The sequence below is a fragment of the Spiroplasma endosymbiont of Nephrotoma flavescens genome (assembly GCF_964030835.1).
In the GTDB taxonomy this organism is placed as follows: Bacteria; Bacillota_I; Bacilli_A; order Mycoplasmatales; family Nriv7; genus Nriv7.
In genome coordinates this window covers 457,326-471,553 of record NZ_OZ034982.1, presented here as the reverse complement: position 1 = coordinate 471,553, position 14,228 = coordinate 457,326, and the positions used below count along the sequence as shown (strand labels likewise).

Below are 14,228 nucleotides of genomic sequence, written 5' to 3'. Positions count from 1 at the left end.
CTATCTTAATTAGAGTTTAATTTAAACTCACTGATTTTATAATGTCAAATATATTGATAAGGGAGTTTTTATTATGTCAAGATATACAGGAGCTATTTTTAGAATTGCAAGAAGAGTTGGATTTTCAATTTTAGAAACTGGAAAAGAATTTGCTAAAGGAAAAAAGCGTACAACTGCTCCAGGACAACACGGAGCAAGAAGAAGAAAATTATCTAACTATGGTTTACAACAACAAGAAAAACAAAAAGTAAGATATATGTATGGTTTAAATGAAAAACAATTTCGAAATACATTTTTAAAAGCCAAAAAAATGAGTGGTGTTACAGGAACTAACTTTTTAATTTTATTAGAATCTCGTTTAGATAACATTGTTTATCGTTTAGGTTTAGCAAGAACAAGAAGTGCAGCTCGCCAATTAGTTAATCACAGTCATATATTAGTAAATAATAAGAAAGTTAATATCCCTTCTTATCATGTATCACCTAATGATAAGATTACAATTAAAGAAAATTATAAGAACAATCCAAAACTGTTAGAAGCAATTGAATTAAATGCTGGAACATTGGAATTTGTTAGCTTTGATCGCAAAAATATTGTTGGAACTTACATTCGTTATCCTGAAAGAAATGAATTAAATTCGGAAATTAATGAATCTTTAATTGTTGAATGATATAACCGTATTATTTAATAATAAATTAAGTATAATTAAAGATAAGTAAAAAGACTTAGAGTGATAATCCTCTAAGTCTTTTTACTATTTAAAGTTATAAAAGATCTTCTCTTTCTCTGCTCTTTCTTTTTCTATTCTTTCTTTCTCTATCTTCTAGCATCTGCTTGATTAAATCATCATTCTTTTTTTTGTTTTGGTTTTGTTCTGACATTTCTTCATCTATAAAAGTATATTCTGATAAATTTGGTAAAGGACAACTCGGTTCTGGCTGGATATTTATTTTAGTATTAGTATTCATTGTAATTCCTGATGATGTTCCTGCTTCGTCTAAATCTTTTTGTGAAATTTCATTAACTTTAAATTTCTTAGAATTTCTATTATTTGTTGCCACTTCTATTTTTTGCTTGTGACATTTTTTATCATTAAATAAACCTTCTTGTTGTTGCTGAATATTTTTTTCCACTAAACAAATATTAGCATCACTTTTCTTAATATTCTTATTAACTTGTTCTCACATCAAATTTCTTATTTCAAAATTATTAAAATATTCTCCAAGTTCAAATGGTGTGGCCCCATTTAATCCTCTAATATTAATATTAGCGTTTGCTTCTAAGAGAATAGTAGTTGTTATGACATCACTATTATAAACTGCTCAGTGTAAGGGCGTAAGACCACAATAATCTTGCACATTAACATTAGCACCATTTTCTAGTAATAGCTTCACCATTTTAAAATCTTTCCCCATAGCTGCTAAGTGTAATGGCGTATCAAGATTATTATTTCTAATATTGACATCAGCCCGATTTCTTAATAAAAAAGTTGCTGTTGTAATCGCACCAGTAATTATTGTAATATGCAATGGCGCTCCAATATTATTAATAACATTGACACTAGCTCCTTCACTAATTAATAATTGCATTACTGAAATATTATTTACAAATGTCGCTTCATGAATTGGCATACTACCCACCATATTAGTAGTATTTACATTAACACCTTGTTGAATTAACATTTGCATAAATGTTAATCCGGCAAAATTGCGACTTGCGATATGTAACGGGGTATTATTATCATTAAATAGAGAATATCTGGATTAGCACCCCTTTCAATAAATAATTGTGCTAATTCAAAGTCATTTTCATTTAACGCTAAATGTAGAGGCGTATCACCACTAGAAGTACAACAATTAACATCAGCATCATACTCAATAAATAACTTAATCATTTTTAAATCATCATCAAGTAAAGCTAAATAAATTGGTGATTGATTTTCAGAATCTAGTATTGTCACATCAGCACCATTGGTTACTAATAAATGGACCGCATCATAATTAGCACAACGCACAGCAATATTAAGGGCTGTCTCTTCACTATCATTTTGGGCATTAATATCAGCAGCATATGCTAATAAGCACCGAGCTAATGGCAAAACATTAATGCTCCGCATTGCAAGATGAAGCGGGGTTTCACTATTTTCATTTTGTAAATTAGGATTTGCACCATTTTCTAGTAAAAGTTGTACTAATAAAAGATTATCGTGATGGACAGCAAGATGAAGTGGCAGATCCTCTTCAGATTCTTCATCAGGTAAATTTGGGTCAGCACCAGCTTCTACTAATAAACTAGCTAATACTAAATTATTATTATCAACAGCATTATAAAGGGCTGTCAGATTGCCATTATCTTGAACATCAACATTGGCACCATTGGCAAGTAATAATTCATTTAATCTAATATTATTAGTACGCGTAGCTAGATGAAGCGATGTTTCATTATTGGGTGTCTGAAAATTAACATTACTACTATCACATTGTAACAATAACTGTGTTAGCGGGATATTACCTTCTAAAATAGCGAGATGCAGGGGAATATATCCGCCGTCAACATCATTATTAGCATTTTTCTCATAATCTTGATATAATAAAATTACTTTGCTCTTGAATCGATAATTCTATTGGCATTCTAGCAATTCCTAAAATATTACTAAGATTTTCACTAACAAAAATAATTTGTGAATTTCTTGTTTGCCAATCAACATTTTCTCAATTATTGCTGAATTATACTTGTAAGTGCAAGTGCTGAATTATACTTGTAAGTGCAAGTAAATAAAATTGCAAAAGATTTCATATAAAAATTTCATGATGCTAAGTTTATTTTAGAAAAAGTAAATTTAAGGAGTTTTTATATGGGATACAAACATCTTGGCATAGATGAAAGAATTTATATTGAGAATCAATTGAAATTTAAAGTAAAAATTAGTGAAATAGCTAAAAATCTTAATCGAAGTATTAGTACTATTAATCGAGAAGTTAATAGAAATAAAGATAATAATCATTATTTTTCATTAATTGCACAAAATAAAGCAGAAAATAGAAAACAATTACATGTTTATTTTCATAAATTTAAAAATAGAGAATTAGTAAAATATGTACAACAAAAATTATTATTAGGTTGATCGCCTGAACAAATTTATGGCAGAATTAAAAATTTTCATCAAGAATGAATTATTAGTTTTAAAACAATTTACAATTGAATTTATTCTGGATTACTTGAAAAGGTTACTAGTAAAAATTTAAGAAGAAAAGGTAAGAAACGAAAATCTCAAGAAAATCGGGGTAAATTTAATGGTAAATCCATTAAAGAACGAAATGTTAATAATCGCATAACTCTTGGCCATTGAGAAGGTGATACTGTAGTATCATCACGAGGTAAAAGTAAATCATGTTTAATAACTTTAGTTGAAAGAACATCAAGATTTACTTTAGCAATATTAGTTGAAAATAGAACTACTAAAGTTATTAACAAAAATATTAGTCATTATTTATCAATTCTTCCAAATAATCTTGTTAAGACAATAACATTTGATAGGGGTAAAGAATTTGCTAATTGACAACAACTTGAAAAAAATTTAAATGTGAAAATTTATTTTGCTGATGCATATTCACCTTGACAAAGAGGTACTAATGAAAATACTAATGGTTTAATTAGAGAAAAATTTCCTAAAAAATTTAATTTTTCAAACACTACTAAAAATGCAGTTCATAAATTTATATTGTCTTTAAACCAAAGACCAAGAAAAATACTAAATTATCTTTCGCCAATCGAATATTTGGTTAGAAAAATAATTTAGTTGCACTTAACTTTACAATTTGGCATATAAAATTATTCCATTTGATGGAATAATTACTTCAATAACAGCATTGCAAAGAAAATTAGCTTTATTTACAGCATTACCTAGTCAATATGGTTGAGGTTTTGGAAAAACTGCTAATTCATCACCATATTTTTTTGAAAATGAGTATTTTGCTGAAGCTTTTACATATTGATTTTTAACACCCGATATCCAAAAAAATTATTATTGAGAATTAATTAATGATACATTTATGGAAATATTAGCAGATATTCGAGTATATGAGGTTTAGATTATGAATATTTTTAAAACAATAGGAATAATTTTAATTTTTTTAATAGTAACGGTTTTGGTAATAATATTAAGCAAAGTAATGAACATAATATTACTGATGAACAATCAGTAAATACAATGATGGGATTATTTAATGGTTTATATTAAAAATACCATTAAATAAATCTTTTGAGTTCCTGAGTTTAAATTTTTATTTTCATCAAAATAATTTCATAATTTAACTTGCACAACTTTACTATCATTACCTAAATAATTTTTAAGTTCTTGATTTATTTTATTAATAACATTTGCTTGGATATGATTAGCCGTAAAATTTCAATCATATTCAATTTCAAAAAATTTTTTTACTTTAATAATAAGGTCATTAAAATCTTCTTCTTCATTTATTTCTTCTTCATCATTTAAAGTCATAATATATTTATCAAGATTCATTATCATATTACTAATGATGATTAATATTTGCTCGCGTTCATAGTTTCCTAAAATTAATAAATTAGATATTATTAACCGATTATGTTTCTTCACCTATGTCATTATTGTTTTTAATTTAGTTTTTCAATCATTTAAGTATTTTAGTTTATTTACCTTATTAATTGATAAATCTTGAAAAATTTGAATTTGTAAGTTTTTAATTTTTGTAACTAAAATATCAATTTCATTTTGCAAACGAATAAATTCATTTAACCGGTATTCATTTGTTAAATTAGGGTCTTGAGCAACTTCTAATTGTTCGTTTATTAATGTTTTAACATTTTTATATCAAGAATTAATATTAGTATCGTTATTAGAAAATAATAAATAATCATTTTTACTATTTATTATTGTAGCTACAACACTATTACTTCCTAATAAAGTTCCTATAATACTAAATAATATTGAAAATTTCACAATTAAGCACTCTCCTTAATTATTATGATATCAAAGAATAATAAAAAAATAATCAAGTGATTGATTATTTTTTAAAATTTTATTTACAATAACTAACTAGTAATTTTATTGTTCCCGTAATTGTTAATTGCATTATTTTATCATCTAAAATGATTGCTGATTCATCCATTTTAAAAGGTTCATCATTAATTGTTCCTGCTCCACTAACAACTGTTAATTGTAATCACTTAGTTTCATTAAAATCGTAAGTTGTTGGCAATGAATTATTAATTAAATGTAATGAAAAATATTCATTATTAACTAATAATCCATTTTCACGATGAATAACATCTAAGTTAGTATCAGGAACAGTAATTGTTGCTAAACTATCTTTTAAATGTAATGATCGTAAATTTCCTTCATCATCTTTACGATCAAAATCATAAAGACGATAAGTAATGTCAGAAGATTGTTGTAATTCAAAAATTGTAACTTCGGGGGTTATCGCATGAACTTTACCAGGCGGAACATATAAAAAATCTCCGGGAACGATGGCAACTTCTTTTAAAAAATGCTTTCATTGCTTTTCATTAATCATTGTTGTTAATTGTTGATTATCATTAGCGTTATGACCATAAATAATTTTAGCATCTTTGGGACAATCAAGAATATATCAACACTCTGCTTTTCCTAGACTTTGATGATGAGTTTTAGCATATTCATCATTGGGATGAACTTGAACACTTAAATAATCATCACTAGTAATAATCTTACTTAATAATGGAAATTCATTATAAGTTAAATTAAATAAATTTTTATTTCTTTCATAAAACTCTTTTAATGTTAGTCCTTGAAATGAACCGTTTATAATAGCAGTAGGATTTGAATCTAAAGCACTAATTACTCAAGCTTCTCCCATATTTGTTTCATTATTAATATCATATCCTCAATTTTGAAGGCGATGAGAGCCTCATATTTTTTTAAGAAATTGCGGTTTTAATTTTAAAATTTGTGACATTAATTATTTCCCTCTTTTAAATCAAGTAGTATATTTCATAAAATTATATTTTTTTAAATTTAATTCATTATTTTTTATCATTAGTAATAGTCCATATGAAAAGCAAGTTATTAAGGTTCCAACAGCAATGATAATTAAGAAAATTGCTGTTTGTGACCCATATGGAACGGCGCCAAGGAATGCCATAATTGGTCCTCCATGTTGGGCATAATTTTGAATTGAAAAAATTCCCGCTAATCCACCAGCAATTGATGAGCCAATAACATTAGCAATAATAGCTCTTTTAGGGTCCCTAATTGCAAAAGGAATTGCACCTTCAGATATACCAATTGTTCCCATAATTAATGAGGCAATTCCTGCTTGTCGACTTTCAGCATCAAAATATTTATGAAAAATTATTGTACTTAAACCCATTCCAAGCGGTGCTACGGGAATAGCGGCTGCTATTGTTCCCATTGGTTGATAAATTTTCATTGTAACTAATGTACTAGCAGTAAAGAAAGCAACTTTATTAATTGGACCACCAATGTCAAATCCTGCCATTGCTCCAATTAATAACCCCATTGCAAAGGCAATTCCTAAGCCAATATTTTGATTACCATAAACTCAGGATAAACCATATTGCACTCAAGTCATAACATAAGAAATTGGGGCACCAATAACAAAAATAAATGTTAAAGATAACAATCCTCCAACCAAAATGGGAATAACAAAAATTGGAATGGCTGCTGATAGTGATTGTGGTACTTTTCACGAATTAATTCATTTTACTAAATATCCTGCTACTAATCCAGCGATTAATGCACCAACAAAACCCATTGGTACCATATCAATTGGTTTATTTGTAACTGAGTCAATAATATTTACTTTAAAAAACTTAAAAAAATTATTTCCCTCGTTTCCTATTAATGATGCTACCATTGCTGGCACTAAAGCAGCCCTACCCGCAATTGAATAAGCAATAAAACCACCTAAAATAGGAATCATTAAATACATGGCACTAGCTCCAATAATATTTAAATATTTTAAAAATTCAATATCATTAGGGGTAGCATTATTGTTTCCTGTAATAATTTTTGCTAAGCTAATAGATAGTGCAATTAAAATCCCTCCCAAAATAACAAAAGGTACCATATAACTAACACCGGTCATAAAGTGTTTTAAAATAGAACTATTATTTTGTTTATTTTTAGTACTAAAATTAATTGCAGACAATACTTTATTACTATTTAAAGCATCAATTAATAATTGTTCAGGATTTTTAATTGCTTGACTTACTTTAACTTGTAAAATTTTTTTATTAGCAAAACGACTTAAATCAACGCCAATATCAGATGCAATTAAAACTGCATCAGCATTAGCAATATCTTCATTAGTAAATGAATTTTTAACTCCCGCTGCTCCATGAGTTTCCACATTAATGCCATAATCTAACTTCTTTGCTGCTTGTTTTAACTTGTCAGCAGCAATATAAGTATGAGCAACACCAACTGGACAAGCAGTAATGGCTAAAATATTTGTTGGTTTTGATACTATCTTTGGTTCGTTAGCTTCTTCGCAAAACAAAGCATTAATAATTTCTTCTTTACTAAGACTATTTGTTAAAATTTCTTTAACTTTTTCATCTAATAATCTTTGAGCAATGGAACTTAAAATATTTAAGTGTAAATCACTAGCTTGAATTTTAGGAACAAGTAAAACAATTGCCATTTGTACAGGTTGATCATCAATTGCTTTTCAATCCATTTTTTGTTTAAAACGCAAAAACATTACTGCTGGTTTTTTAATGACATCATCTTGGGCATGCGGAATTGCTAAACCGGCACCCATTCCTGTTGATGTTAAAGCTTCTCTTGCTTTTAGTGCTGTAATTAAAATAGTATTATCTTGACTGTTAATAATATTATTTTTAGCAGCTAAACGAGCAATTTCATTAAAAACATCATCTTGACTATTAACATCAAGATTAAAAACAATATTGTTTAATTTTAATAAGTTTTTATTCATTTTTTTATTACCTTTACTATATCTTTATATACTAATATTATCATATTTTTAGAATTTTAAATAATATTATTTTAATGTGAAAATTTATTGTATTGTTATATCATTTAATTTATTAATCATATTATCTGGCAATATTGGTACTAATTGTAATATACCACAGACTTATGACAAACACAAGCAGTTTTTTAGGGCGCATAAAGTTTTGTTAGGTGGGTAAAGATTTGAATAATTTTGAAAGAAAAGCAACTAAAAATTTATTACCTTTTTACTTGAAAAATAATTAATAAAACAAAATATTTAATATTAACAAACATATTCTTAATAAAAGGTTATAAAAACTAAGTAAAATGCTTATAAAAACAACATTAAAATAATTTTTTACAACAAAAATCATACATATATGCCAAATTGTAAAGTTAAGTGCAACTAAATTATTTTTCTAACCAAATATTCGATTGGCGAAAGATAATTTAGTATTTTTCTTGGTCTTTGGTTTAAAGACAATATAAATTTATGAACTGCATTTTTAGTAGTGTTTGAAAAATTAAATTTTTTAGGAAATTTTTCTCTAATTAAACCATTAGTATTTTCATTAGTACCTCTTTGTCAAGGTGAATATGCATCAGCAAAATAAATTTTCACATTTAAATTTTTTTCAAGTTGTTGTCAATTAGCAAATTCTTTACCCCTATCAAATGTTATAGTCTTAACAAGATTATTTGGAAGAATTGATAAATAATGACTAATATTTTTGTTAATAACTTTAGTAGTTCTATTTTCAACTAATATTGCTAAAGTAAATCTTGATGTTCTTTCAACTAAAGTTATTAAACATGATTTACTTTTACCTCGTGATGATACTACAGTATCACCTTCTCAATGGCCAAGAGTTATGCGATTATTAACATTTCGTTCTTTAATGGATTTACCATTAAATTTACCCCGATTTTCTTGAGATTTTCGTTTCTTACCTTTTCTTCTTAAATTTTTACTAGTAACCTTTTCAAGTAATCCAGAATAAATTCAATTGTAAATTGTTTTAAAACTAATAATTCATTCTTGATGAAAATTTTTAATTCTGCCATAAATTTGTTCAGGCGATCAACCTAATAATAATTTTTGTTGTACATATTTTACTAATTCTCTATTTTTAAATTTATGAAAATAAACATGTAATTGTTTTCTATTTTCTGCTTTATTTTGTGCAATTAATGAAAAATAATGATTATTATCTTTATTTCTATTAACTTCTCGATTAATAGTACTAATACTTCGATTAAGATTTTTAGCTATTTCACTAATTTTTACTTTAAATTTCAATTGATTCTCAATATAAATTCTTTCATCTATGCCAAGATGTTTGTATCCCATATAAAAACTCCTTAAATTTACTTTTTCTAAAATAAACTTAGCATCATGAAATTTTTATATGAAATCTTTTGCAATTTTATTTACTTGCACTTACAAGTATAATTCAGCTAATATTAAAACTTAAATTATCCAAAATAACTTTACCTTTTATTTTCTTAGATAAATTATTAACTTCAATGGCAAAATCATTATTAAAATTGATATCTAGTTGATCTTGCTTCTTTCAAAAACTTAACTTCACAATTTATTTTCCTTTTTTATTGATTAACAAGTTTATCAATTTCTTTGGCTAATATGCCATCATAGCCTCCAATTGCTAAAAATAAATGGTTTCAATTATCATAGGTCTTTCATTTCAGCACTAATTAAAAATATTAAATTTAAAATCGTGTTTTATTTTCTAAACTAGAAAAAGCAAATCCTGATATTAAAAATACTAATAATGCCTTTAGCATTTTAATAACCTTCCTTTCAAATGTTCTCTTAATTAAAATATAATACAAATAAAATCTAATATTTAACTTTTACTCATTATGAAATAACTTTCGTTTATTTGCAACAAAAAGTCGCTTTTAAATTTAAAAGCGACTTAATATTAATTTAATATTGATTTCATTAACTAGCTGATATTTTTAAGCGCTTATTATCTTTTCTTTTTAAAAATAATAATATGCATCCCGCTAATACTGCTAATAATGAAACAACAAGAATCATTGTTAAGACAATTTGATATCCCGTTTGACTAGAAAATTTTTCTTCTTTACCATTAACAATCTCAACGATTTCATAACGCTTATAAACAACAGAAGCAATATGTCAAAATCAAGCATCAGGAGAAAAAGAAATTAAAGAAATAAATGCTACCATTAAACCATAATTCTTTTCTGGAATATTTAATTCATTAATTACTGCTCAACGATTAGTTACTAAACATCAACAAGTTATTCCTAAAAGAATAAACATCGCCGAAACAATAATTTGAATTGTAATTTTTCCAGCAGCTCCAAAATTATTAATTGTTGTTCCAAACCCAGGTGTAATAATAGCAATCAAAATTAAACAACTATTTATTACTAGTCCCAAAGTAATAAAGAGAATATACTTCCCTCAGCGATCAGCAATATTTCCTGCAAATGAAGATACAGCAAACCGTGAGAGATAAGTTCTAACAATTCCTAAAATAAATGTTACTACACTAGCAACTTTTAAACTATTTTCTAAGTAATTAATAAAAACGCTTAAACCTGATTGAAACATATAAACACCTAAAATTAATAGTGTTACTAACCACACCTTAATATTACCAATAATCAGTCGTAATTCATCTCACTTAAAAGCAAAAGCTTTCGTTTTTTGCTTTTCTTCAACAAATAACATTGTTAAAACACAAACAATTAAAGCTGTTGCTGATAAAACTCAACATAAAGCTGGAAATGCTCAATTATCTAAACTTGTTGCTTTTAAAATAAAATAAATCGCATAAGAAAAACCAACAATTAAAGCACCAAACAAACCATTAATACTGCCTAATAAACCATTAACTGTTCCTTGTTGCTTGTCGGTTGCTTGTTGTGACAATAACTTTCATAATGCTGACCAAAAAATAAATCCTGTTGCTAATCCTCAAATAACAAATATCGCTACTAACTGACTAAAAATTGCTTCTTCGGTACCTTGCATAAATGGAATTGCTCCATATCAAAAACCAACGCCACCAATTATTGCTAAACCACTAACAATTAATAACTTTAAACTAACTTTATCAGCAAGATAACCACCAAATAAATATGATGGTAATAAAACATACCCATATATTGCAAGAGCACTAGTAAATTTTTCTTCACTAATACCAAACTCAGTATGAATATTAGAAAAAACATTTTTTAAATAAAAAGGCAATGTCATTGATAATACATCTGCCATTGCTAAAATAGCAATAGCTCATATTTTTTTACTGCCAAAACTATGAAAAACTCTCACAAAAGATGAATTTTTTAGTTTTGTCATTTTCTTACTCCTCTCAAATATAAACTTATAAATTTATCTTAACATAAGATTTAGTAAAACATCTTTAATTTAAAAGAAAAAATGTCATTTATTTAAGCTGAATTATACTTGTAAGTGCAAGTAAATAAAATTGCAAAAGATTTCATATAAAAATTTCATGATGCTAAGTTTATTTTAGAAAAAGTAAATTTAAGGAGTTTTTATATGGGATACAAACATCTTGGCATAGATGAAAGAATTTATATTGAGAATCAATTGAAATTTAAAGTAAAAATTAGTGAAATAGCTAAAAATCTTAATCGAAGTATTAGTACTATTAATCGAGAAGTTAATAGAAATAAAGATAATAATCATTATTTTTCATTAATTGCACAAAATAAAGCAGAAAATAGAAAACAATTACATGTTTATTTTCATAAATTTAAAAATAGAGAATTAGTAAAATATGTACAACAAAAATTATTATTAGGTTGATCGCCTGAACAAATTTATGGCAGAATTAAAAATTTTCATCAAGAATGAATTATTAGTTTTAAAACAATTTACAATTGAATTTATTCTGGATTACTTGAAAAGGTTACTAGTAAAAATTTAAGAAGAAAAGGTAAGAAACCAAAATCTCAAGAAAATCGGGGTAAATTTAATGGTAAATCCATTAAAGAACGAAATGTTAATAATCGCATAACTCTTGGCCATTGAGAAGGTGATACTGTAGTATCATCACGAGGTAAAAGTAAATCATGTTTAATAACTTTAGTTGAAAGAACATCAAGATTTACTTTAGCAATATTAGTTGAAAATAGAACTACTAAAGTTATTAACAAAAATATTAGTCATTATTTATCAATTCTTCCAAATAATCTTGTTAAGACTATAACATTTGATAGGGGTAAAGAATTTGCTAATTGACAACAACTTGAAAAAAATTTAAATGTGAAAATTTATTTTGCTGATGCATATTCACCTTGACAAAGAGGTACTAATGAAAATACTAATGGTTTAATTAGAGAAAAATTTCCTAAAAAATTTAATTTTTCAAACACTACTAAAAATGCAGTTCATAAATTTATATTGTCTTTAAACCAAAGACCAAGAAAAATACTAAATTATCTTTCGCCAATCGAATATTTGGTTAGAAAAATAATTTAGTTGCACTTAACTTTACAATTTGGCTTAAAAATGACATTTTTTTATTCACTAACTAATAAAACATAATCAACGGTTCTTAAATCAAAAAGTTTATTGCCTCCCGAATATGAAATTGCTGATTGTAAATCCTGATTAATTTCTCTTAACTTTGAAGCAATATTTCCTTCAATCGGAACAAAAATTCTCTTGCCTTCAATATTATCAGTATTTTTTTTATTAAAGGCACTAGCTGAACCATAATATTCTTTCAAAAATTGACCATCAACTTGGACAGTTTTCCCTGGTGATTCTTCCAATCCTGCTAATATCGCTCCCACCATACAAATTGTTGCCCCAAATCTAATCGCTTTAGCAATATCACCATGTTCGCGTAAACCACCATCTAAAATAATTGGTTGTTTAATCGTATTAAAAATGTCTAAACAAGCTTTGGGTTGTCATCCAGCGGTGCCAAAACCAGTCTTTAACTTTGTCGTACAAACTTTTCCCGGACCAATACCAACTTTAACACAATCAGCTCCTCAAGAAACTAAATCTTGTGCTGCTTCAACCGTAGCAATATTTCCCGCAATAACAAATGTTTGTGGTAAATGAATTTTAATGTATTTAAGCATCTTTTCCATATATTGCGAATGTCCATGAGCAATATCAATAGTAATAAAATCAGGAATTAAATTTTTTGCTTTCAATTCATCAATGACATTATAATCCTCTAATTTAATTCCCAAACTAATCGAACTATAAAGATTTTGGGCTTTCATTTTAGCAACAAAAGCCACATTATCAAACTCAAAACGATGCATAATGTAAAAATAATTATTTTTAGCTAAAAATAATGCCATTGTTTCACTAATAACTGTTGTCATATTAGCAGGAACAATTGGTAACTTAAATTTAAAGTTACCTAACTGCACACTGGCATCACAGTCTTTCCTTGATTCAACAATACATTTTTTAGGTAATAACCGAATATTTTCAAAATTATAATATTCTCTTTTCATACTTTTCTCCTTAAACATTAACTACTATTCTCAATTCATTGATGAATCATTTTACAATATTGCTCATAGTTTTTACTTCATAGTAAATCATGCGCATCATCAATGAAATATAGTAAATGAGCCCCCATTAACTTTTTAATTTTTTTTTGATTACTAAACGGATGATTATTACTTTGTAATAATAAAACTTTTTTATTTGAATTTTTAAGTTTTCAATACGATTTATTAATTAAAGAGTTCATTTGTAACCGATATCATAATAAAAACGGCTTATTTTCAAAATATTTCTTAATTTGTAACTGATAAGTTTTATTCTTACTAATTAATTTTTCCACCAAAACAACTGGTAATTTAACATTACGATCAAATCAAAAACCATACAACGAAATAAATTTTGTTTTCAAATCACTATCAAGATAATTAGGATTACTAATTATATTCAATAATATTATCCCAGTAACCGATACTTTATTACTAAGACAAGATATAATATTAGCACCTAATCCCTGTCCAAGCAAATAAATTTGTTGATGAGGATATTTGCTATTAAATAAATTAATAATTGTTACTAAATCTTTAATATTACTTCCTAATGTTACTTTTTTATTAGCGATTTCATTATGATGATATCGTAAATCAAACGCTAGAAAATTATACCCAATTTTTTGAAAATAATCAATATAAAACTTAAAATGGGTCGCGTTTAGTTTTCTTA

General features: G+C 26.4%; 14 protein-coding genes and 1 pseudogene. 4 read left to right on the top strand and 11 right to left on the bottom strand.

Annotated features, from left to right (window positions below):
- The first annotated feature begins 73 nt into the window (after positions 1–73).
- Positions 74–688, top strand: coding sequence for a 30S ribosomal protein S4 (gene rpsD, locus AAHN02_RS02815; RefSeq protein WP_342278107.1), 615 nt, complete (start codon positions 74–76; stop codon positions 686–688).
- 568 nt (positions 689–1,256) lie between these two features.
- On the opposite strand, the pseudogene AAHN02_RS06405 reads toward rpsD, so the two are convergent.
- Together AAHN02_RS06405 and AAHN02_RS02805 are read right to left on the bottom strand one after the other, a co-directional pair.
- Positions 1,257–1,697, bottom strand: a pseudogene (locus AAHN02_RS06405) (ankyrin repeat domain-containing protein); the annotation flags it as partial.
- A complete protein-coding gene (locus AAHN02_RS02805) occupies positions 1,694–2,533 on the bottom strand; it encodes an ankyrin repeat domain-containing protein (RefSeq protein WP_342278180.1) in 840 nt (279 codons plus the stop codon). The pseudogene AAHN02_RS06405 and the gene AAHN02_RS02805, both read right to left, overlap by 4 nt.
- A 321-nt stretch (positions 2,534–2,854) precedes the next feature.
- On the opposite strand from AAHN02_RS02805, the gene AAHN02_RS02800 reads away from it, so the two are divergent.
- Entirely contained in the window at positions 2,855–3,799 is a 945-nt protein-coding gene (locus AAHN02_RS02800; protein ID WP_338966716.1) for an IS30 family transposase, read from the top strand.
- 19 nt (positions 3,800–3,818) lie between these two features.
- The gene (locus AAHN02_RS02795; RefSeq protein WP_342278105.1) at positions 3,819–4,091 is read left to right on the top strand and encodes a hypothetical protein; all 273 of its coding nucleotides are present in this window, start codon (positions 3,819–3,821) and stop codon (positions 4,089–4,091) included.
- A gap of 140 nt (positions 4,092–4,231) precedes the next feature.
- Here AAHN02_RS02795 and AAHN02_RS02790 read toward each other — a convergent pair whose 3' ends face one another.
- The 7 genes from AAHN02_RS02790 to AAHN02_RS02760 all read right to left on the bottom strand — a co-directional run bounded on the left by AAHN02_RS02790 (position 4,232) and on the right by AAHN02_RS02760 (position 11,363).
- Positions 4,232–4,618: a hypothetical protein gene (locus AAHN02_RS02790; protein ID WP_342278104.1), complete on the bottom strand. Its 387-nt coding sequence runs from the start codon at positions 4,616–4,618 to the stop codon at positions 4,232–4,234.
- Positions 4,619–4,981 carry a hypothetical protein gene (locus tag AAHN02_RS02785; protein ID WP_342278103.1) on the bottom strand — a complete coding sequence of 121 codons (363 nt, stop codon included), beginning with the start codon at positions 4,979–4,981 and terminating at the stop codon, positions 4,619–4,621.
- Between the two features lie 79 nt (positions 4,982–5,060).
- Entirely contained in the window at positions 5,061–5,978 is a 918-nt protein-coding gene (locus AAHN02_RS02780; RefSeq protein ID WP_342278102.1) for a type I phosphomannose isomerase catalytic subunit, read from the bottom strand.
- Positions 5,979–5,981: 3 nt separating this feature from the next.
- Positions 5,982–7,985 (bottom strand): fructose-specific PTS transporter subunit EIIC, encoded by a 2,004-nt coding sequence (locus tag AAHN02_RS02775; RefSeq protein WP_342278101.1) that lies wholly within the window; start codon positions 7,983–7,985, stop codon positions 5,982–5,984.
- 426 nt (positions 7,986–8,411) lie between these two features.
- Positions 8,412–9,356: an IS30 family transposase gene (locus AAHN02_RS02770; protein ID WP_338966716.1), complete on the bottom strand. Its 945-nt coding sequence runs from the start codon at positions 9,354–9,356 to the stop codon at positions 8,412–8,414.
- A 76-nt stretch (positions 9,357–9,432) separates the two neighbouring features.
- Positions 9,433–9,597, bottom strand: a complete 165-nt coding sequence (locus AAHN02_RS02765; protein WP_342278100.1) for a hypothetical protein — start codon at positions 9,595–9,597, stop codon at positions 9,433–9,435.
- Positions 9,598–9,971: 374 nt separating this feature from the next.
- The gene (locus AAHN02_RS02760) at positions 9,972–11,363 is read right to left on the bottom strand and encodes an MFS transporter (RefSeq protein WP_342278099.1); all 1,392 of its coding nucleotides are present in this window, start codon (positions 11,361–11,363) and stop codon (positions 9,972–9,974) included.
- Between the two features lie 204 nt (positions 11,364–11,567).
- On the opposite strand from AAHN02_RS02760, the gene AAHN02_RS02755 reads away from it, so the two are divergent.
- Positions 11,568–12,512 carry an IS30 family transposase gene (locus AAHN02_RS02755; RefSeq protein ID WP_338967892.1) on the top strand — a complete coding sequence of 315 codons (945 nt, stop codon included), beginning with the start codon at positions 11,568–11,570 and terminating at the stop codon, positions 12,510–12,512.
- A 41-nt stretch (positions 12,513–12,553) separates the two neighbouring features.
- On the opposite strand, the gene AAHN02_RS02750 is transcribed toward AAHN02_RS02755, so the two are convergent.
- Together AAHN02_RS02750 and AAHN02_RS02745 are read right to left on the bottom strand one after the other, a co-directional pair.
- Positions 12,554–13,513, bottom strand: coding sequence for a GMP reductase (locus AAHN02_RS02750; protein ID WP_338967518.1), 960 nt, complete (start codon positions 13,511–13,513; stop codon positions 12,554–12,556).
- Positions 13,514–13,530: 17 nt separating this feature from the next.
- The gene (locus tag AAHN02_RS02745; protein WP_342278098.1) at positions 13,531–14,031 is read right to left on the bottom strand and encodes a hypothetical protein; all 501 of its coding nucleotides are present in this window, start codon (positions 14,029–14,031) and stop codon (positions 13,531–13,533) included.
- Positions 14,032–14,228: the final 197 nt, after the last annotated feature.